Genomic DNA, 22,112 nt, shown 5'->3' on the forward strand with positions numbered 1-22,112 from the left:
AATCAAATTAATTTTCAATTAAATATAATAAAAAGAGATTTCATTTGAGGGTGATTAACTTTTTTTAACAAAAATCGAAACGCATAAAAAAGCCTGCTATAATGTGATAGCAGGCTTTTTTATACGATATAAGTCTTAGAATAACTTTTCTACAATACTTTTAGTCGGTCCAGGATTACTCATGGTATAAAAATGTAAAACTGGCGCACCAAAGTCAATTAATTCTTTACATTGTTGTACCAACCACTCTTCTCCGACTTGTCTCACGTCTGCATTATTTTTACATCCGGATACTGCTTCACTCAATTCCTCTGGAATATCCAAATGAAAAATTTTCGGAAGCGTAATCAGTTGTTTTTTTGTTGTCAATGGTTTTAAACCTGGTATAATTGGAATATGAATATCATTTTCCCTGCACTTATTGACAAACTCTTTATATTTTTCAACATTAAAGAACATTTGTGTAACAATAAACTCAGCCCCCATCTCAACCTTCTTTTTTAACCATTTAAAATCGGTATTAAAATTTGGCGCTTCGAAGTGTTTTTCAGGATATCCTGCAACGCCAATACAAAAGTTGGTCTTTTCTGAAATCGCAATATCCTCATGTAAGTACTGTCCTTGGTTCATATCGGCAACCTGCTGTAAAAGATCTGTTGCAAATGCATGACCACCTTCTGTTGGTATGAAATCAGGATCGCCTTTTCTTGCATCACCTCTCAATACGAGCACATTGTCAATACCCAAGAAGTTCAAATCTATCAAAGCATTTTCAGTTTCCTCTTTTGTGAAACCACCACAGATAAGATGTGGTACAGCATCCACTTTATACTTATTCATAATAGCGGCACAAATTGCAACAGTCCCTGGACGTTTACGATAAGCCACACGTTCTAATAAACCGCTCTCGTGCTTCTTATACATGTAGTCTTCTCTATGATAAGTCACATCGATAAAGGGAGGCTTGAATTCCATAAGTGCATCCATTGTTTTAAAAATACTTTGGATACCTTGCCCCTTAGCTGGTGGCAACAGTTCAAAAGAAAACAAAGTTTTTCCTTTGGCATTACTGATATGATCAACGATTTTCATTAATATTTTTTAAAGTGATTTTGGTTGGCTTACATCGAAATGCACAAGTGGACTTGTTTCAACTTATCTTTCCCAGCTCTGAGTTGGGGTAGAATGTAGCACCTTATAAAATAACAGGTTGCTAAGGCTTCATTGGGTCTATTCCCTCGGCCTTTCTCTATAAGCATCGGCTAATATCGGCAATAGAAATTTATAATCAAAATAATATTAAGGTCATGCCTAAAAAAATGCCCCAATAAAACGTTTATTAAAATGGATTTCTTTAAATAAAAAAGAGTTACTGCATATAACTACAGTAACTCCTTTTTATTAATCTGTATATCGTGAAGACTTTAAATCTCCTTATATAGCTCAACCAATCCATCTGGTAAATCAACCTCTAAAACTTTATCCTCTGAATCAATTCCTAGCATAAGATCGTCATTTAATGGGAACATCAATTCTTTTCCATTAAAGTCTACTGTTGCTATAAATTGCTGAGGCATTTCCTGTACATGTTTAATCTCTCCTAATTCTCCATGAACTTCATCAATCACCAAGTATCCAATTAAATCCGTATATCTAAAATCATCAGGATCACGCTCTGGCATTTTATCATTTGGAAGGTATATTTTCTTACGCACTAAAGGTTGTGCTTTATCAATATGATCGACGTCTTCTAAATTTAAATAGGCTGTACTATTTGATTGGTATTTGATATTGTCGACAAAGTAAGGCACTAATTTTTTATTCACTTCAGCAAATAAAACATCAAAGTCTAAATCTTGATAATCTTCAAATTCAAAAAAAAGCTGAAGCTCACCTTTTAATCCACGTGTTTTGCTAATATAACCGATGTAAAAACTTTCTTCTATGGTCATGTTCTAATTTGAAAGTGCAAATTTAAAAATATAAATATATAAATACAGTACTTCGTAGGTATAGCAACTACATTCTTAAAAAAAAGCCGGATCAAAATTGAACCGGCTTTCTTGATACTGTATGAAAGAAAAATTAACCTTCAGTTTCTTCTGCAGCAGGAGCTTCAGTTTCTTCAGCAGGAGTTTCTTCTACAACTGGCGCATTTTTAGCGGCAATAGCAGCAGCTTTTTCTTCTTTTTTCTTAGCTTCAGCAGCTAATGCAATTTTCTTAGCTTCAGCTTTAGTAGTTGCTAAACCGTCTTTTTTACCAGCAGTTCTTGCATCATTAGCTTCAGTCCAAGCTACAAATTTAGCTTCAGCAGCTGCTTCATCAAATGCACCTTTTTTAACACCGCCTAATAAGTGTTTTTTGTATAAAACACCTTTATCCGAAAGGATAGTACGAGCTGTGTCAGTAGGTTGTGCACCATTATTCATCCAATCCAAAGCTTTGTCAAAATCCAAAACGATAGTCGCTGGATTTGTGTTCGGGTTGTAAGAACCAATACGTTCGATGAATTTACCATCACGTGGAGCACGTGCATCTGCTACTACTAGGTGGTAAAAAGGACGTCCTTTTTTACCATGTCTTTGCAATCTGATTTTAGTTGCCATGTTTTTGTGTTATTTATGTATTCAACATATCCCCCGTGCTACATGCAAGAGGGGACGCAAAGATACAAAGGATTATTGGAAGTTAAAAACTAAAAATAGAAGTCAACTTCCACAGAATAAGAAAGATGACAAATAAGCGTCATTATATACCATTATGGCCAAATTATTTCATGCACACCGTCTTAGTCTTACAACGAAACAAATCATAGATGCCATCTGGATGATACAAATTTATATAGGGAATTAATTTGTAATTTTGCCTTATTTCTAAAGGTTCCGTACGCATTAGCAATTTTGTCTATTCAAATTAATAAGCGTATTTTCATCCTTCCAAATCAAATTGAATTCATGTCATCGATAGCGCCATTAAAAATATTAAAAGCCTCAGCTGGTTCAGGCAAAACATTCAGCTTAACTGTCCATTACCTGACTTTATTACTTTCAAAAGAAAACAGTTATCGTGAAATATTGGCCGTCACTTTTACTAATAAGGCGACCGCTGAGATGAAGGAAAGGATCTTATCTGTTCTAAAAGGATTAGCACAAGGTGACAAAAGCCGAAAAATCGATGATTATAGACGTTTATTGTTGACCCAATTTCCATATTGGAGTACGACTTCAATTCAAGAAAAAGCACATCGTGTTTATCGTAAAATCTTACATGATTATAGCCATTTTACCATCAGTACCATTGATGGTTTTTCGCAAAAAGTGATTCGAAGCTTTACTTACGAACTCAATTTAGATGCTGCTTACAAGATTGAAATGAATACAAGTAAGGTGCGGCAGGACCTTACTGTCATGTTAAATCAACTTCTGGATCAACGCCCTGATTTATTGGAATGGATTATTGAATATGCGGAAAAGAAAATTTTAAATAATGAAAACTGGAACTATCGTCGTGAATTAACCAATCTAGCGAATGAGATATTTTCTGAAAACTTTAAAGAGTTTGACAAACACCTCCTATCGCAAGATTCGGATAAAGTGTTCAATACCTTAAATAAAGAAATTGAAAACTTTACAAAAATATTCCTAGAAGCAGTTCATGAGGAAATAAAAAGTTTTGCAAATACTTTTAAGGCATTAAATATGGATTCTGCTGACTTAAAAGGAAAAAGTAGAAATCCGATTTACTCGCTTTCTAATTCAAAGAACAACGTATTCAAACAAAGTACTTCTAAACTACAGGAGATCATTGGTAAATATGTAGAGCTCCTAGATAAGGAAGATGCATTTTTAGATGGCAAAAAAGAAGTTAATTACGGACTACAGCAGGCACTTTTACCTATCTTAAAAAATTTCAAAATATTACAGGATAAATTAAGTACTTATATCACATATGAGGCATTCCAAAAGAATTTCTACTACCTCCGTCTTTTAAAAGAAATGAGTGATTTGTTAGCGCAATGGCGAAAGGAAAATAATGCACAATTAATTTCCGATGCGCAGATCCAATTGAATAAGCTTGGGCTAGATCAACATGGAGATCCTACTTTTATTTGGGAAAAGATTGGAAATCGCTATCAGTATTTCTTGTTCGATGAGTTTCAGGACACTTCCCGCATTCAGTGGAAAAATTACAGTCCTTTATTGATTAATGCCCTTGGGAATGCATCGGGAGAATTATCCGAGCATTTAATCGTTGGTGATGTTAAACAAAGTATCTACCGTTGGAGAAATGGAGATTGGCGAATACTATTGGAACAGGCTGAAAAACAAGTAGCAGATGCCTTTCATATTTCAAACGAGCAGGAATTACAGGAACTTGTTGAGAATGGCTCGCTGGATGTAAACTATAGAAGTCTTCCAAATATTATTCATTTCAATAATTACCTATTTGAGACAGTACCTGATCATATCCAACAGTTACTTAATGAACATATTGCTACTAATCTTACTACGGAAGGACAAACATGGTGGCAGGAAATGGGATATGACCACATGATTAATAAAGCCTACGATGGTGCGTCACAAAAGGTTCCAGAAGCAAAGGTCTTAGATGAATCACAAAAGGGTTCTATTACCATCAAATATTTTGATGTAGAAAATAACGTGAGAAGAAACTCACAAGTTGAAAATCTTACTGTATCTTCCTTATGTGAACAGATTGAAGAATGGATTACTTCGGGCAGATACCAAGCTAATCAAATCGGAATCCTTGTACGATCGAATAAACAGGCGCGATTGATTATCCACGAATTAATGAATTATAGAAATGAAAAACAGTTACATTTTGAAGTTATCTCTGGAGACGCACTGGCATTAGAGGCTAACGAAGGTATTCAGCTGTTGATCGAAACATTAAAAGCATTTGTTTTTAATACGGATAAGCACATTTTATATAAAGCTAAAATCACACATCTGTATCATATTATTCAAAAAGAGCAAAATTTCAATGCCGAAGTCTGGTTGAAATTTAAGGAAAATGATGTTCTTAATTTAAATGAGGACCTCCCTAAGGATCTGATTGAAAATTGGGAAAATTGGCAAAAATTACCCTTAGTTCACCTCGTTGAAAAACTTATAGAAGTTTATAGTTTAACCTCATTACACAACCCACATTTGCCTTATATTCTTGCATTCAAAGATATGATCGCTAATTTTTCTGCAAATGGGGAACGCGGAATTAACCAGTTCTTAACCTTTTGGGATGAAGATGGGGTGAAGGCGGTACTTCCTTCTTCGGGCAAAGTGGATGCCATTGAGGTAACCACTGTACATAAATCTAAAGGTTTAGCTTACGATGTCGTTATGATTCCTTTCTGCAGTTGGACACTAGATGGTATGACCAACGGAAACTTCTGGATAGATACGGAAGGTACAGCTCTTGAAATTATTGGAAAGGCGCCCATAAAATATACCTCTTCTTTAGGGCAATCAACACTCTATCAAAAATATTATGAAGAGATGGTTTTCAATTATATGGATGCCCTGAATACATTTTATGTGGCGACAACCCGAGCAATAGAACATCTTTATATATCGGCTCCTGCTTTTAAGCAAATCGTTGACAAAAAAACGGGAGAGATAATGGGAATGGATGTAAAAAATGATTTAATCAGTGATATTGTTTATCAAGTGCTTGACAGCAATAATGGAGCCTTTACACTTACCGACAACGAATTGCATATCGACCATGTTATTCGTAGAGAAAAAAGCACTAAGATTGAAGTTGGCAAAATTGCCTTACAGCAATACCCGATTTCAAAAGAATTGGATAAAGCCTTTGATAAATCATCACAACGCACTATCACCAGTATCCTGCTATTGGATAAAGCGTCCCAATATGGTGTAATGGCTCACGAAATTATGTCGATCATAACTTCTGAAGACGAAATTGATGGTATTATAAATCAATATATTTCTGAAGGAATATTTACACCTTCAGAAAAGTCAGCGATTTTACATGAAGTCAACCAAATTTGGCAACACCAACAGATTAATAAATGGTTAACTGGGAATTTCAAAATTTGGAATGAATCGGCTATTATTACTGCTAAAGGAGAAACATTACGTCCTGATAAAGTTTTCACAAGTGAAGAAGAGACAATCGTATTAGACTTTAAATTTACACAGAGCGAAGCGCTGTCACATCAGAAGCAAGTCAAACAATATGTCAAAACTTTGGAAGAATTGGGGTATAAAAATGTGAAAGGATTTTTATTTTACGCCAAGTCAAATGATTTAGTAGAGGTTATCATACAAGCAAAAAACTAAGAAATGAATCCATTTTTAAAAGACGTCGCTATCGATTTGAAAAATCGTTTTGGAGAAGATCTACACGAAACTGCTATAATATTCAATAATAAGAGACCGATTACGTACCTCAAACAACATCTAGCTGAGGTATATGGTCAAGCAATTTGGTCACCACAATTTTTTACCATTCAAGAATTTTTTCGTCTGTCCACTAACTTGTCTGAGGCTACACCTATTGCACAATTTTTTATTCTCTATCATTTACACAATGAACTCCTCGCCAAGGAAGGTCATGAAGCGGAGACCTTAGAAGAGTTTTACCCAATAGCAGAAACCATATTGAGTGATTTTTCACAGCTGGATTATGATCTTGTTGACATAGACGAAATCTTTATGGAATTGTTTGACAATACCCAAATTGATTTACAGTTTCAACATTTCACTGCAGAACAGCAGGATTTTATCCGTCAATTTTGGCAATCATTTTCCATAGCAGGTCATACTGCTGTACAAGAACGATTTTTAAAGTTATGGCGACGTCTTCCGGTGCTATATCGGTCGTTTAAAGAAGAATTAAAAGTTAAAAAAATGACAAATATGCCGACCATCTACCGTGATATTGTGGATGGAAAAGCAAAAAACCAAACATTCCACCAACAGTATAAACAAATCATTTTTGTCGGATTCAATGCTTTGAGCAAAGCAGAAGCTACTTTATTCAAAAAGTGGCAAGATGCAGGTTTGGCATTATTCTATTTTGATGCAGATGCTTACTATTTAGATGACAAACAACAAGAGGCAGGATTATTTATTCGTCGTAACATATTTGAAAGCGGATTGAAAAATGCATTAGGTGAAAGTTCAAATGTTATTGGCAATCGCTATTCAGATGTAAACCTTTATTCCGCAACCGGAAATGTATCGCAAACCAAATTATTGCATGATATTTTAGTAAATAATGAAAAGGAAGGCAAATCTTCTGCTATCTTATTGGCAGATGAATCTTTACTAGTATCGCTATTACAAAGTCTTCCAGATGTGAAACCTAATATTACCACCGGTTTTCCTTTGACTCAATCTCCCATCTACGGCATTATAGAATTGTGGATGGAGGTACAACACCTCATCACACATCAGAAAAAAAATAAAATTCCATACACACTGATTGAGACATTTATCAATCACCCATTGACCAATGTGTCTAAAGAGGAAAAGTTGGACATTCAAAAGCTTATATCAGATAAACAACTTTTCGAAGTAGAAATCAAAGAGCTTTCCTTCAAAAGTTCAAGTTTAGCACACTTCTTCCACCCCATTGTAAGGATAGAGGAAGCAATTGCTATATTGATTCATATCATTGATAATCTACTGCAAAATCTAGCACAGGAAGATCGAATAAAACAGATTGACAGCAACTTATTGATTGAAGTAAGAAAGACTTTAAACCAGCTTAATTTAGGCCTAGAATCGCTTCAACCGCTAAGCCTACCATTTCAATTTGGACTAATCAGTAAAGCAATTGCAAATATCAATTCGGCAATCGAGGGTAATCCACTTGAAGGACTGCAGATCATGGGGCTTTTAGAAAGTCGTTGTCTCAATTTTGACCACGTTTATGTTTTAGGTGCAAATGAGGGTATATTGCCTAAAACATCTAGCTCTCCAACATTCATCCCCAATTCACTAAGACAGGCTTATGGATTACCAATTCTGGAGAACCAGGACGCGCTTTCCGCATATTTGTTCTATCGTCATTTTCAATACAGTACCGAGATCCATCTGCTCTATAATGGTATTGTTAGCGACAGTTCATCTGGAGAGGAAAGCCGCTTTATCAAACAGCTGGAGTTTGAAAGCAAGTTCAATTTTTTAAAACATAATCAACAGCAAAATATTACCTTTTTACCTGATCAAGATGAAGTTATCATTGACAAAAAAGGAAAAATTTGGGATAAATTGCGCTCGGATTTCATTACTAATAAGAAAAAAATTTCTGCAACCGCGCTCACGACTTATTTACAATCTCCCCTACAATTTTTCTTGAAATATGTAGCTGAGATTAAAGAACCTCCCAGTATCTCGCAAGAATTTGAAATGAACAATTTGGGTACTGTTATTCACAACGTGATGGAAAAAGTCTATCTACCATTCAAAGGTGCAGCAAAATTTGTACCTATAGGAAAATTAGAGCAATCATTACAGACAGTAGATGCTTTAATTATTGCCGAAATAATTGAATTATATCAATTGGAAGGCACGGGACTAAATTCGCTAAATAGTCTTCAGCGGATCATGCATAAGATTTCTTCTGAATATGTCAGATTACTGGTTCAACATGACATCGATCACTTTATTGGCATCAAAATCATTGAATTGGAAAATGATGAAGACTATATCATGGATTTACCTATCGAGGTTGAAGGGAAAGAGGAAAATGTACGTATATACGGTATTATTGACCGCGTGGACGAAGTGCTATTAAAAGATAAAACAGTCAAAATACGTATTGTTGATTATAAAACAGGCGCGGACGAAGTCAATTTTAAGTCATTGGATAAAGTGTTTATCAAAAACACGGAGAATAAAGCATTGGTGCAAACTTTATTTTATACGTATGTCTATGAGCAGGTAACAGGACGTATCGGAATAGAACCTAATCTGTATGTTGCTCGAAAAATGAGGGAAGAAGGAACTTTATTTTACGCCAAATCAGAAGTGTTAGAAACAGTATATCTTGCAGAAGTGAAAAAAGAATTTATTTCCTTTCTAAAAGCTACTTTGGAAGAGATCTTCAATCCAGAAATTCCTTTTAGACATGATCCAAAAGCAAAAATATACGATTCGGATCCTTATACTTTATTTTACAAAAACGCTATCGACGAAGAAGACGAAGAATAAATGCAATATCATAAAAAGAGCTCCACCCTTTTGTGTCGGATGGAGCTCTTTTTATCAATTAAAATATACTATTTTAATTTTTTAATCGCTTTTTGCGCTCGTTTTATTGCCATTTCTATCTTATAATCCAACCATTTCTTTTTAAAGATCCTACGCATAGCATCATCAAAATAACGGGTGATGAACAAATTGCGGGCACCAATTAATTTTTCAGAGAATGTATTTGCTAAAGCCCGAACTGAGATGGAATAACCTTCCGTATCATATTGGATATAATGCCACCACCCTGCCGGCATATATAACGTATCTCCAGGATTTATAACCGCTTCATAGCCTTTTATAAATTGTAATCCAGGATATTCAGCTTCAGTACTGTATTTAGGATTGGCTATACTATGAAAATTATAGGGTAATTTGTACAATAAATCAGATTGATCATTTGGAAATAACCAGATCCGCTTAGATCCTTGAAACTGGGAAATAAACACATGTGACATATCAATATCAAAGTGATTTCTTGTTGACGACCCTTCTCCACCAAAAAATAAGTAAGGTAACCATTGAATCACTTTACCACCGGTCACATCGTTATAAATAACATCCTTTTTTAGTTCTGGTCTAATCTTCAGCAGATTAAAAAGGAACAACCGTAGCTCGGTAGGTTCTGCACTTATTTTATCTAAGTATTCTGCCAAAGTCATTTTCCCAACAGGAGGACTTGCAGCATGATTTTGAGAATTTTCTTCACGCCCATACACATCTACTTGCTCTTGACCTGCAATTTCCTTGAAATAATCGTAACTCCATTTATCCCAACATGCACTATCCTTACTTATAAAGTCTTTAATAATTACAGGCTGACCTTTTTTTAAGTAATCTTTTACAAATTCTTTTGGAGTTATTCCTGAGATACTATCAACTGGTTTTAATTTCACAAGCTATCTGTTTTTACAACTACTACAAACTTAAAAAAAATATTTCTACTTAAACTTATGCCATGATTAAAAACAATCACTCCTGCTAAAGTACTAATTTAGCTCACAAGTTAGTAGAAATATTCTAAATAACTAAATGACACTTGTCATTTAATTTTATATTATCATCTTAATATTACTGAATAAAAACATATAGAGAATTACAAATAACTTTTCAGTATTCAATCAAACTTCGTCTTAAGCCTTATTTCGATCATCATCTCAAATTGAGATAATGATATTTTTATTTATTTACCATTTTTATATATTCCTCAACCGCCATTGTCATACTAGGTGCCTTAGGTGTTGGTGCAGGAATATCTAAAACTAAGCCATGCTCAAGTAATGCTTGTTGTGTGCTTCCACCAAATGCAGCAATTCTGGTTTGATTTTGTTTAAAATCTGGAAAATTCTCATACAGAGATTGCACACTAGAAGGACTAAAGAATACGATGACATCATAAAAAACATCCTTCAGATCAGATAAATCACTTACCACTGTTTTAAAAAGAACAGCAGGTGTAAATTTATAGCCATTTTCTTTCAACCACTTACTTGTCTCTTCATTTGCGACATCTGAACAAGGAAATAAGAAATTTTCGTCTTTATGCTTCTTAAGAACGTCTTCTAAATCTTTAGCTGTTTGCTTTCCAAAGAAAATTTTACGCTTACGATACTGAATATACTTTTGAAGGTACAAAGCTATCGTTTCAGAAATACAGAAATATTTCAACTCAGAAGACACTTCAAAACGCATTTCTTCACAGACTCTAAAGAAATGATCTACAGCATTTCTGCTTGTAAAAATAACAGCCGTAAAATCAGCAAGATTAACTTTATCTTTTCTTACATCACGTGCTGGAACACCCTCTACGTGGATGAAACCTCTAAAATCAAGTTTTAAATTATACTTCAGTGCTAATGCAGCATATGGTGACTTATCATTTTCAGGCTTTGGCAAGGTTACCAATATACTTTTTACCTTTTTCGCTCTTTCTACGTCGGAAGTTTGCATATTATCATTTAATTAGCTTAGTAGTCGCACCAATATTAAAATAGGTGCTATTTCTAGGCAACAAAGATACAAAATTAAATAAAAAACTGAAAACTGCTGTTGAGAGACAACATTTAGCGCTGTCCGTAAAAAACGATAAGAAAACAGCAGTATACCGATGATTACCGTGAAACTGAAGATATAAGACAGATATTCTAAAGGTACAAGACTTACTACAAGCACTACTGGCAGTAAAAATAACAATGAATTAAAGTAAATTAAATATAAGATTGTAACATATTCTTTCACTAATCGCTGTATTTCAAAAACAAACGCTATAAACCTTATAAATCCTATTTTTAAAGCAAATATTATTGCTATGATCGCTGATATTTTTAAATAATTGGTAAAAGATAAGAAGTTAAATCGTTGTAGGATGTATGCATAAAATATACAGACAAATAAGCTTAGTGCTAAAGAAAACAGTAGGTATAAAAAGATAAACGGCCAAGAGGTTAATATGGTATCTTCTTTACTTACTTGTACAATAATTCGTTCATTAAAATATGCAGATACAATTAATTTTACATCTGAAGAGAAGAAAAACCGAACTATTGCAAATGCTAAAAAAAGAAATAGACTTGTAAATAATACCCACCTTTTCCGTTCATATTTTAATATGCCAACATGTACTTTATCTTTACCTTTTAGATCACTTGTTTTAAAATATTGTGTAACAGCATATGAGTTCAAATTATGAAGAATAATTTCATCGCCAACAATTTCTACGATATGATAGGGCCGTATTAAAGATGGATGGAGCAATTCCTGTCCTTTTGGAACTTGTTTCACAGCCAAAGTATCTGAGATCGTTACAGAATCAATGGAAATCTTGCTTATCGAATCAACAGTCTCCTGTCCTTTTGCATTATGGGCAAAAGATAAAAAAATGAAAAAAATAAACTGAATAATGTAGCTTAACTTCACCTGCATCGCTTTGAAACTCTTTAGAGTTGTAAAGTTATGATAAAAATTGGCTTAGAAAAAAAACATTACAAACGCTTTTCTTAACTTCAACCAAAATTAAAAACGAACAGATGTCAACAACAAGATGTTTATGGTGCGGGAACGACCCGCTGTATATGGAGTATCATGATTTGGAATGGGGTAAACAGGTTAAGGATGACAAAACCCTTTTTGAATTTATGATTTTGGAATCTGCGCAAGCTGGATTAAGCTGGATTACCATATTGAAAAGAAGGCCCCAATACAAGGAGGCATTCGCAGATTTTGATGTACAAGCTGTGGCAAAGTTCACTCCTGAAGATGTAGAGCACATTTTAACAAATACGGGAGTTGTCCGCCATCGTCGGAAAATTGAAACATCAATAACAAACGCCCAAATTTTTATCAAAATTCAAGAGGAGTTTGGTAGCTTCTATGAATATCTCTATCAATTTATGCCCAATCGGGAGCGGATTGAAAACAACATCCTAACACAAAAGGACACCGCAGTTACGTCCTTAGAATCTGATTTAATTTCTAAAGATCTAAAAAAAAGAGGTGTTAAGTTTTTTGGATCTACCATTTGCTATGCCTATATGCAAGCTGTAGGGATGGTCAACGATCACCTTAATTCTTGTACTTTCAGAAACTAAATAACAATATTTTTATAAATATGTGGGATATTTCGTCCCAAACCATTGTAATCCATACCGTAGCCAACAACAAACTCTTTTTCAATCTCAAAGCCTACATACTGAATGTTTTCAAAATCATTTTGTAAACATTCAGGCTTTAACAATAGCGTACATACCACTACACTGGATGGTGACTGCTTTTCGATGGAGGCTATGGTATGCTTTAATGAATTACCTGACTCTACTATATCCTCTACAATAATAACATCCCTTCCTTTAAGATCTATACCCAAACCTATAAGCTCACTCATTTCCCCCTGGTTGGTACCCTGATAAGAAGATAGTTTTACAAAAGACATTTCACAAGGAATTACAACCTGCTTCAAAAGGTCGCTCATAAACATGAAACAGCCATTTAAGACACCAATAAATACTGGATTTTTATCTTCATAACGATGATTAATATCAACGCCAATCAAACGTATCCGTTTTTGAATCTGATTTTCATCAATCATCAATTCAAAGTGCAATTCATCTATCTGTATCTGTTTCATTTATTTTTCTTCTTTATTTCGCCCTAATAATTTATCAAAAAGAGATCGCTTGTGGGCTTCCGTTGTCTCATCTAAGTTTAGAAAATTATCTTCTCCCTCTTCTAGATCCAATGTATCTGTTTGTACTGAATCAAAAAATGCAGGTCTTGCCGATCGAAGATGTGGCACCAACTCGACTTGATAAAAACCATAATTAGACACCGTAGAGTCTACTCCAATCTGCTTTGTCTTAACCATGATGTTGCCATAGGTATTAAAATAGCGGATCATATTTGACTTCAGATGGCCTGTCCAGTCAAAAGAATATAAACCCGTCTTAGGTCGAGGTACAATACTAGACAAAAAGATACTTTCACCTAAATTTAAATCTGCAGGTTTTTTACCAAAGTAATAACGAGATGCTTCTGTAATACCATAAACATTATTCCCCCACTCTATGACATTCAAATACACTTCATAAAGTCGTTTCTTACTGACTTGTTTAGAAGACTCCATCAACCAGACTAAAATAATCTCTTCTACCTTTCTTACTACCGTTTTATTACGGTTCAAAAACACGTTTTTCACAAGTTGCATCGAAATTGTGCTTGCTCCACGTTTAAATTTTTTCTCCTTTAAATTTGTAGCAATTGATAAACGAAAAGCCTCTTCTTGAAAACCGTTATGAGAAAAAAAGATGGATCTTCCGTATTGATTAAGGATATCTGCATATACCTTGAAATCTGATCTAAAGGTGTAAAATCTTTATTCTGAGGGCCAAGTACTATCGTTCTCATGGGCTCTCCTTTCTCATAGGCAATGTAGGTAAATGCTGTATTTAATTCTTGAATATTAGCATTACCCCATTTTTCTATTTTTAAATCTTTATCATCCATTTTAGATGTAAAGATCACTTCATTCGGTTTCTTAAAGTTCAATGCAAAATTTAAATCATATTGCATATGTCCGGAAACACGTATACCTTCTAAAGAATGAAATAACCCTTGAGGTATGGCATCAAAAAACTTTTGAGCCTCAATTCGATCGGTATGAATGGCCAGTTCTAATTGTTTATCAGGTTTATGCACATATTTTACATAAGGACTAAATTCAAACTCTTTAACCTTAACCTTACTTTCCTTATCAATTTCAACAGATGTTTTTCCAATATTAAGAATACCACTCATTAAACCTTCAGGAAAAAGAACATCTTTATCTGAAATACGCCAATGATTCAATTTCAAATTCTCAAACCCCCATTCACCAGATAGCGACAATAACTCTTTATTTTTACGATCGACCTTATTTAAACGAAATGTCAACGCATCAAAACTTGCTCTTAAACCAAATTTTCGTCGTAACAATGGTAGCTCTACATCTTTTGCATCAGAAAACAACCGGAGATACATTTCCTTCCCATCAGGATTGACTGTGCCCTCTAGATTCCAGACAGCTTCATGATCATTCAACAGGAATTTTGTTTTAAGATCTCCACCTGAGATTTCTGCCTCAGGAATTGAGATACGCTGTGAAGTGCTATCATCCTGATAGGATATTTCGAAATTCTGTAAATCCATATCCTTTGGAATTTTAAAGAATACGCTCTTTAGCATACGATCGGCCAGTTCTGCAAAATTAGTTTCAGCTTTATCATTAGCTGTGCTATCTCTATTTTTTTTCTTGAATAGGAAATCGTAATTACTTGTCGAATCTTTCTTAATCAAAGTGACCGCACTATTGTTCATTAAGATCTGACCTAATTTGACATCACCGAATAGTAATGGAAATATTCGAATAGATACAGTCAGATCCTGAATATGGGCCAATTGCTCTTTACCTTTAGGTTGCAAAATAATATTCTGAAACTGAACAGCTGATAGGCCTTTAAAAGAATAATATTGGATTTTAAGGTCCAAGTCATACTTGGTCGCAAGTTTTTCTTTTGCCTTGTTGATTGCAGACAACAAGATACCGTCTCTTTTTTGATATGCGAATACACCTCCTGCTACTATAAATATAGAAATAACTCCTAATACAATGTACAAGATTCGCATTTTCTTGGAGCGAAGAAGGGTCTTAAGATTATTGGACATATTATAACAACGTATCACACTCGATTTTGAATACTCAAATGTAAAAATTAAATCTTAATATCATTAAAAACATCTTTATGACAAGTTTTAATTTATCATTCAGTAAATTTGTAGTTTAATATACATGCATCCATATATCAGATGATAACCAAAGAACAAGTACTAGAAGCATTATCATATGTCGAAGAGCCAGATTTGAAAAAAGATTTGGTTACGCTCAATATGATTCAGAATATTGTGATTGAAGATCAAAAAGTATCTTTCGAAGTTGTTTTAACAACTCCAGCATGCCCACTTAAGGATCATATAGAACATGCTTGTCGCAATGCTATTGCGCATTTTATTGACAAGAATATTGCAGTAGATGTTCACATGACCTCACGTGTATTAGGTAAAGAAGGAAATCAACTTTTAGGAATTAAAAACATCATCCTTGTTTCTTCGGGAAAAGGTGGTGTGGGTAAATCGACTGTTGCTGCAAACCTAGCCTTATCATTACATGCTAAAGGTGCAAAAACAGGACTTTTAGATGCCGATATCTATGGCCCTTCCCTTCCAATTATGTTTGGCTTAGAAGGTGAAAAACCTCAATCTGTACAACATGAAGATGGTACTGTTAAAATACAGCCTATAGAAAAGTTTGGTATCAAATTGTTATCGATCGGATTTTTCACAGATCCAAATCAGCCTATTCCATGGAGAGGTCCAATGGCAACATCGGCTATCAAACAATTATTGAATGACACTGATTGGGGTGATTTAGATTATTTAGTGATCGATATGCCACCAGGAACCGGAGATATCCATATCACTGTTGCCCAAAACTATCCTATTGCAGGTGCAGTCATTGTAACGACACCACAGCATGTAGCACTAGCTGATGCTATTAAAGGTATGGGAATGTTTCTAATGGACTCTATCAATATCCCATTGCTGGGTATCGTGGAGAACATGGCGTACTTCACACCAGCAGAATTACCTGAAAACAAATATTACATATTTGGTAAAGGTGGAGGAACAAGGCTAGCAGAAGAATACAAAATACCTTTCTTAGGGGAGATTCCTTTATTAAAGGGGATTTCTGATGCCGGAGATAACGGTTTTCCAATCGCTATTGATGAAGAAGATCCAACAACCAAAGCATTTATAGCAATCGCTGAAAAAGTAGCACAACAGTTGTCTATTATACAAGCTGTTAGATAGCAACTTATATCGTATAAAAAGAAAAGGCCCTAATAAAGAATTAGGGCCTTTTCTTTTGTGTTGTAAATGACGATAAACTTATTCCATCATTAAATATGGAAGCTACTGCTTCGACATAGTATTATTTTAAGTTAAGGACAACTGGACAGTGATCAGAATGTACCGCCTGATTTAATATTGTAGCCGATTCGATTCGATCTGCTAAAGCATTTGATACCATATTATAGTCAATACGCCAACCTAAATTTCTAGCACGTGCTCCTGCACGATAACTCCACCAGCTGTAGTGATGCGGATCTGGATTTAAGTGACGGAAAGAGTCAATATACCCTGAGTTTATAAAATTTTCCATCCACTCCCTTTCCTCTGGTAAAAAACCTGAAGAGTTAGCATTTGATTTCGGATTGTGAATATCAATCGGACGGTGACAGATATTATAATCACCACATACAATTAAATTAGGCTTTTCCTGTAGTAACTGATTCGAATAATCCTGAAAATCTGCAAGAAACCGATACTTAAAATCTTGTCGGATATCTCCCGTGGTGCCTGAAGGAAAATAAGTACTCATGATGGACAAATCATCAAAATCTGCACGAATAATTCGTCCCTCAAAGTCATAATCCTCATGTCCACATCCATACTCAACATGTTTTGGTGTTATTCTAGTAAATATAGCGGTACCACTATATCCTTTTTTCTGAGCAGGATACCAATAATGTTCATAACCGAGCTGTTCCAGCAATGCTATTTCAGGAATTTGATCGGGAGTCGCTTTTATCTCCTGCAAACATATAACATCTGCATTTACTTCCTTTACCCAACCTAACCAATCTTTTTTTATGGCCGCTCGTAAACCATTGACGTTATAAGTAACTATTTTCACAGTAATCTTTTTTGAAGCTTAATAATTTTGAGAAGAAAATAAATCTGCAATCTTTGTAAAGAAACCGTTCTGAGGTTTTAAACCCTTTAATTCACGTTCCAAATTAATTGCTTCTCTTTTCGTTAATAATTTAACATACATACGCTCATCTGTTAAAGGACGATCATTTTTATCCGTTTTTACAGCGGCAATCGCGTCGATAACTTCCGTTCCATTGACCAGCTCTCCGAATACCGTATAATTTCCATCCAAATGCGGAGTACCACCCACGGTTGTATAAGTTGTGCGTTGTGCTTCAGTAAATTTTACGCCTTTCATTCGTAAAGTTTCTAAACTATCCAGACCTGCATTCGTAAATTTCTTGCCCTGTACGATGTAAAACTGTGACGCAGAGGAAGCTTTTGCCGGATTATCGTCACGTGCGGCACCAAGAGCACCTTTTTTATGAAATAATCCCGATTGTATTTCTGAAGGAATTGTATAACTTGGACCACCATCACCTAACAGTTGTCCTGATTTGGCATTTTTTGAATCAGGATCTCCACCTTGAATCATAAAATTCTGTATAACACGATGAAACAATAAACTGTCGAAATAGTTTTCTTTCACCAATTTGATAAAATTATCCCGATGCTTAGGTGTTTCATTATACAATTTTAAAACAACTACTCCTTTATCTGTTTGAATACGTACATATTTAAACGCAGGCTTTGCAGCAAATACTACGATCGATAAAGCACAAAAAAATAAACTTAAAACAATTCTTTTCATTACGTTTTATTAAATTACATTTAGCTCTTGAAAATAATCAATGATCAATGATTTTATGATCAACTCTTGTTCAAGCAATGTATAATTAGGAATAGGCTTAATCAATTCCCAATGTGGCCATCCTTGTTCGTCCAACCCCTTAAGCTCATAAAAGCCCATTGCACTAAAAAGGCGGCAATTAGCTATATGCATCAACTCTTCTTTTTCTCTTTTTGAAAAAGTCTGCGGTCCTTTCCCTAATTCCTGGACACCTATCAGAAATAAAAACACTTTTAAATCTGGTAGATCCATATCAAATGACTGTGCAATCTCATGTTGCAAAATCACCCATTTCTTATTTACTTCTGATGCATTCATATAAAGACAATCTTAGATATAAAGACAAACTTAGATAAATTGTAATTTATATACTAATATATAAATGTGAATATGAAACATAGTACATTCAGATTATCAATTTTACCTCAAGTAGATCTCAGCGCGAGATTAGCAAGATGTACCTATCTCCTGAAAATATGGGGTTCTAGACATTTCATATTATTACTTCCACGCTTTGATTAATTCTTTACAACGAGCTTCGATCATCTTATAAACAGGTTCAAATAAGCTTTCATCAAAATAGGGATCGGGAACAATATCATTAACTAAAAATAAAGCAACTTTATCTTTTTCTTCTTTTGTTGATGCCTGTGCAACGACATCCTTATAATTTTGGTGATCCATTACCAAAATATGATCATAGATTTCAAATAAACTAGGATTAAAATGCATTGCCTTTTGTTGTGAAATATCTACTGCATATTTTTTAGCCACAGCGATAGATCTACGGTCTGGGCTTTGACCAATATGCCAGTCTCCTGTTCCAGCAGATTCAATTGTCCAATCTAAACCTTCTTCCTTTGCCATATGGCTCAGAATACCATGTGCCAATGGTGAGCGACAAATATTTCCTAAACAAACCATTAAAATTTTCATGCCTTAAAAATAATGATAATATTGCTATTATAAGTGGTATATATAAACTAAAAAAAGGTGATTTCGATTCCGAAACCACCTTTCCATAACCAACCTAAAATCTAATTAATATTCAATAGGAACATTAATAATAACAGTACTTCCACGCTCAGGAACTCCTTTTAAGCTTACAATATTACGTTTTGTTTTACCTAATGCCGCTTCAATTTCATCAACATTATTAACTGGAACCCCATTCACCTCTGTTATCACTAATCCTCTTTCTACTCCAAAGTATTCAAATACACCACCTTTATTTATTTGCGTCACTACAACACCTGAGTTAATTCCTAATTCTTTTTTCTTCTCACTAGAAGCAGGCATGAAGCTAGCACCTAACTTATTATAAATTTCGGTAGCACTTTTACTTGATTTATCACCAGCTGCAGCTTTATTAATTTCTTCGCCTTTTAAAGTTACCGTCACCTCTTTCTCTTTTCCATCGCGCTTAAACGTTAATTTAACTTTATCTCCAGGACGTAATCTACCGATTGTTTCTTGTAGAACTGGCGAAGAAGTAATCACTTTACCATTAATTTTCGTAATCAAATCTGCTTTCTGAATTCCTGCAGCTTCAGCAGCTCCACCTTTAACGATATCTTGAACATACAGACCATTCACATCTGTAAATCCTTTTTCTTTCGCTAACTCTGGTGTAATTTCAGTAAAGGTAATACCAATGTATCCACGCTTAACATTTCCAAACTCAATAAAATCGTCAACAATTTTTTTAACTAAATTAACTGGTATTGCAAAACCATATCCAGCATAAACCCCTGTTGGTGATGCTATTGCTGAATTAATACCGATTAACTCACCCTGTGCATTAACCAATGCTCCCCCGCTATTACCTCTATTAATAACGGCATCTGTCTGGATAAAAGACTCAATTGAAGAATTCACAGGAGGTTGGTCCTGATTTCCATATCCTCTTGGTTGTTGTTGACTTTCACCTAAGATCCCAATCTGACGACCTTTAGCACTCACTATACCTGCAGTTACTGTAGACTGTAATCCCAGTGGATATCCTACCGCTAAAACCCATTCTCCGATATTGACATTATCCGAATTCCCTAGCTTCACGACAGGCAAACCTTTACCCGTCACTTTAAGAAGGGCCAAATCCGTATTTGGATCGCGACCTATTACTTTTGCTTCAAAGGAACGTTTATCTGTCAAGACAACCTCAATCTTATCGGCGTCCTCCACAACGTGATTATTTGTTACAATATAACCATCCTCTGTTATTATTACTCCAGAACCTGACGCTTGGACAGGTTGTGCCTGTCTCTGTTGACGACCACGGCCCTGCGGTGTTCCAAAAAACTCTTCAAACATGTCGAAAGGAGAACCCGATCCACCACCTTGAGGCGCTTGTCTCGTATATGTTGTTTTAATATGAACTACCCCCGGAGACACAATAGCAGCAGCTTGTGTAAAATCAGGATTTCCTGTTGAGGACATCACTCCAGTTGGATTGTTCGCAAAATATACTTTCTGTTTGTCCTCGATAGACATTCCTTCAAACTTTTTATTTTCAAAAAGCTTATAACCCCCAAGGGCTACGGCTCCACCGAAGACTGCTGTTAATAAAGTTAAACTTACTTTGTTCATAAACTATAGCTTCTAAATTTTTTATTAAATATGATATACTTCAAATTGATATTTATCCCGAAAATTTATTCTACATAAATATAACAGATACTTTTCAAATCTAGTACCATTTCAATATTCTCTGCAAATTAGACACGTTAAAAAATGTTAATTAAAGCCTATGAAAGACTATTTTAACAAAACTTAACTTTCCCTATGTTATCTGTAACAGAAAAGTTAATTTTGCTAGATACAATCACTCAAATGGAATCAAAAATTAAATTTTCAAAATACCAAGGCGCCGGCAATGATTTTATTCTAATTGATAATAGAAAGCTTCATTTCGACAGTAAGAATGAGGGTTTGATACAAAAGCTTTGTGACCGAAGATTTGGTATCGGTGCAGATGGCCTGATGTTATTGCAAGAAAAAGAAAACTTTGATTTTGAGATGATTTATTACAATTCGGATGGACGAGAAGGAACTATGTGTGGCAATGGGGGCCGGTGTATTGTTGCATTTGCTAGAGATCTCAAATTAATATCTGACAAAACTGACTTTTTGGCAGTAGACGGAAGTCATCATGCCAATTTAGAAAATAATTTGATTGACCTGCAGATGATTGATGTTCAAGAAATAAGCCGTGATGGAGAGGCATACGTGATCAATACAGGCTCCCCTCACTATATTAAGTTTATGCATAATCTGGTTGATTTAGATGTTTTCAAGGCAGGTTATGAGATTCGAAACAATGAGATCTACAAAACAGAGGGTATCAACGTCAATTTTATCGAAAAAGAAGGCGACTCCGGATATTTCTTACGTACATTTGAACGAGGTGTTGAAGATGAAACATTTGCTTGTGGCACCGGAGCAACTGCAGCAGCGATGACTATAGCTCTTCACGAAAATCTAAATGGACAAATAACAATACCTATCCGTGTATTAGGAGGTCAATTGTATATTTCCTTTCTTAAAGACGGAACTTCCTTTACAGAAGTTTACCTGAAGGGCCCTGCCACATTTGTTTTCGAAGGAATGATTTAATTCCCCATCTTTGACTGACCAAAAAATTTATTAAAAAGTCAAATATTACTTGATGAACATAAACAAAATCCACGTTTATGTTCATTGAGCATAAATTTATTAACAAATTTTAGCCACATCATATAGATTAATCTGTATATTAGAAACCTTTTTAGAG

19 protein-coding genes and 1 riboswitch are annotated in these 22,112 nt (G+C 34.7%); of the genes, 5 read left to right on the top strand and 14 right to left on the bottom strand.

The genetic code is table 11. From position 1 onward, the window contains the following. Window positions 1-135 precede the first annotated feature (135 nt). From metF to HCX49_RS16010, 3 genes are all read right to left on the bottom strand, one after another. Window positions 136-1,092 carry a methylenetetrahydrofolate reductase [NAD(P)H] gene (gene metF, locus HCX49_RS16000; protein WP_132769319.1) on the bottom strand — a complete coding sequence of 319 codons (957 nt, stop codon included), beginning with the start codon at window positions 1,090-1,092 and terminating at the stop codon, window positions 136-138. Between the two features lie 60 nt (window positions 1,093-1,152). Beyond that, window positions 1,153-1,258, bottom strand: a riboswitch (SAM riboswitch). 166 nt (window positions 1,259-1,424) lie between these two features. Then, a complete protein-coding gene (rimM, locus tag HCX49_RS16005; RefSeq protein ID WP_132769321.1) occupies window positions 1,425-1,952 on the bottom strand; it encodes a ribosome maturation factor RimM in 528 nt (175 codons plus the stop codon). 133 nt (window positions 1,953-2,085) lie between these two features. Beyond that, entirely contained in the window at window positions 2,086-2,607 is a 522-nt protein-coding gene (locus tag HCX49_RS16010; protein WP_021189406.1) for a 30S ribosomal protein S16, read from the bottom strand. 348 nt (window positions 2,608-2,955) lie between these two features. On the opposite strand from HCX49_RS16010, the gene HCX49_RS16015 reads away from it, so the two are divergent. Next, window positions 2,956-6,327, top strand: coding sequence for a UvrD-helicase domain-containing protein (locus HCX49_RS16015; RefSeq protein WP_132769323.1), 3,372 nt, complete (start codon window positions 2,956-2,958; stop codon window positions 6,325-6,327). Window positions 6,328-6,330: 3 nt separating this feature from the next. Further along, window positions 6,331-9,207, top strand: a complete 2,877-nt coding sequence (locus HCX49_RS16020; RefSeq protein WP_132769325.1) for a PD-(D/E)XK nuclease family protein — start codon at window positions 6,331-6,333, stop codon at window positions 9,205-9,207. Between the two features lie 68 nt (window positions 9,208-9,275). Here HCX49_RS16020 and HCX49_RS16025 read toward each other — a convergent pair whose 3' ends face one another. The 3 genes from HCX49_RS16025 to HCX49_RS16035 all read right to left on the bottom strand — a co-directional run bounded on the left by HCX49_RS16025 (window position 9,276) and on the right by HCX49_RS16035 (window position 12,162). Next, the gene (locus HCX49_RS16025) at window positions 9,276-10,142 is read right to left on the bottom strand and encodes a cupin-like domain-containing protein (RefSeq protein WP_132769327.1); all 867 of its coding nucleotides are present in this window, start codon (window positions 10,140-10,142) and stop codon (window positions 9,276-9,278) included. A gap of 283 nt (window positions 10,143-10,425) precedes the next feature. Then, complete coding sequence (locus HCX49_RS16030; protein ID WP_021189409.1) at window positions 10,426-11,196, bottom strand: uroporphyrinogen-III synthase; 771 nt, start codon at window positions 11,194-11,196, stop codon at window positions 10,426-10,428. Between the two features lie 12 nt (window positions 11,197-11,208). Continuing rightward, window positions 11,209-12,162, bottom strand: a complete 954-nt coding sequence (locus HCX49_RS16035; protein WP_165905861.1) for a DUF4271 domain-containing protein — start codon at window positions 12,160-12,162, stop codon at window positions 11,209-11,211. Between the two features lie 110 nt (window positions 12,163-12,272). On the opposite strand from HCX49_RS16035, the gene HCX49_RS16040 reads away from it, so the two are divergent. Beyond that, entirely contained in the window at window positions 12,273-12,833 is a 561-nt protein-coding gene (locus HCX49_RS16040) for a DNA-3-methyladenine glycosylase I (RefSeq protein ID WP_132769331.1), read from the top strand. Here HCX49_RS16040 and hpt read toward each other — a convergent pair. The 3 genes from hpt to HCX49_RS16050 are packed head-to-tail and all read right to left on the bottom strand — an operon-like array spanning window position 12,830 to window position 15,393. Beyond that, complete coding sequence (gene hpt, locus HCX49_RS16045; protein ID WP_021189412.1) at window positions 12,830-13,369, bottom strand: hypoxanthine phosphoribosyltransferase; 540 nt, start codon at window positions 13,367-13,369, stop codon at window positions 12,830-12,832. The genes HCX49_RS16040 and hpt overlap by 4 nt on opposite strands. Further along, complete coding sequence (locus HCX49_RS25585) at window positions 13,370-14,071, bottom strand: biosynthetic peptidoglycan transglycosylase (protein WP_317166841.1); 702 nt, start codon at window positions 14,069-14,071, stop codon at window positions 13,370-13,372. Further along, window positions 13,984-15,393: an AsmA family protein gene (locus HCX49_RS16050; protein ID WP_237682824.1), complete on the bottom strand. Its 1,410-nt coding sequence runs from the start codon at window positions 15,391-15,393 to the stop codon at window positions 13,984-13,986. Before HCX49_RS16050 ends, HCX49_RS25585 begins: the two co-directional genes overlap by 88 nt. 189 nt (window positions 15,394-15,582) lie before the next feature. Here HCX49_RS16050 and HCX49_RS16055 point away from each other — a divergent pair, with 189 nt between their 5' ends. Continuing rightward, entirely contained in the window at window positions 15,583-16,644 is a 1,062-nt protein-coding gene (locus HCX49_RS16055; RefSeq protein ID WP_021189414.1) for an Mrp/NBP35 family ATP-binding protein, read from the top strand. A gap of 121 nt (window positions 16,645-16,765) precedes the next feature. Here HCX49_RS16055 and HCX49_RS16060 read toward each other — a convergent pair whose 3' ends face one another. The 5 genes from HCX49_RS16060 to HCX49_RS16080 form a co-directional block, all read right to left on the bottom strand. Continuing rightward, entirely contained in the window at window positions 16,766-17,530 is a 765-nt protein-coding gene (locus HCX49_RS16060) for an exodeoxyribonuclease III (protein ID WP_132769335.1), read from the bottom strand. An 18-nt stretch (window positions 17,531-17,548) separates the two neighbouring features. Then, window positions 17,549-18,301 (bottom strand): peptidylprolyl isomerase, encoded by a 753-nt coding sequence (locus HCX49_RS16065; protein WP_132769337.1) that lies wholly within the window; start codon window positions 18,299-18,301, stop codon window positions 17,549-17,551. A 9-nt stretch (window positions 18,302-18,310) separates the two neighbouring features. Then, on the bottom strand, window positions 18,311-18,658 hold the full coding sequence (locus HCX49_RS16070) for a hypothetical protein (RefSeq protein ID WP_021188004.1): 348 nt from the start codon (window positions 18,656-18,658) through the stop codon (window positions 18,311-18,313). Window positions 18,659-18,841: 183 nt separating this feature from the next. Beyond that, the gene (locus HCX49_RS16075; RefSeq protein ID WP_132769339.1) at window positions 18,842-19,276 is read right to left on the bottom strand and encodes a low molecular weight protein-tyrosine-phosphatase; all 435 of its coding nucleotides are present in this window, start codon (window positions 19,274-19,276) and stop codon (window positions 18,842-18,844) included. Between the two features lie 105 nt (window positions 19,277-19,381). Continuing rightward, window positions 19,382-20,929 carry a Do family serine endopeptidase gene (locus tag HCX49_RS16080; RefSeq protein ID WP_132769341.1) on the bottom strand — a complete coding sequence of 516 codons (1,548 nt, stop codon included), beginning with the start codon at window positions 20,927-20,929 and terminating at the stop codon, window positions 19,382-19,384. A 243-nt stretch (window positions 20,930-21,172) separates the two neighbouring features. Here HCX49_RS16080 and dapF point away from each other — a divergent pair, with 243 nt between their 5' ends. Further along, window positions 21,173-21,955 (top strand): diaminopimelate epimerase, encoded by a 783-nt coding sequence (gene dapF, locus HCX49_RS16085; protein ID WP_132769343.1) that lies wholly within the window; start codon window positions 21,173-21,175, stop codon window positions 21,953-21,955. Window positions 21,956-22,112 lie beyond the last annotated feature (157 nt).

The organism is Sphingobacterium sp. B16(2022) (assembly GCF_012030425.1).
Taxonomy (GTDB): domain Bacteria; phylum Bacteroidota; class Bacteroidia; order Sphingobacteriales; family Sphingobacteriaceae; genus Sphingobacterium; species Sphingobacterium anhuiense.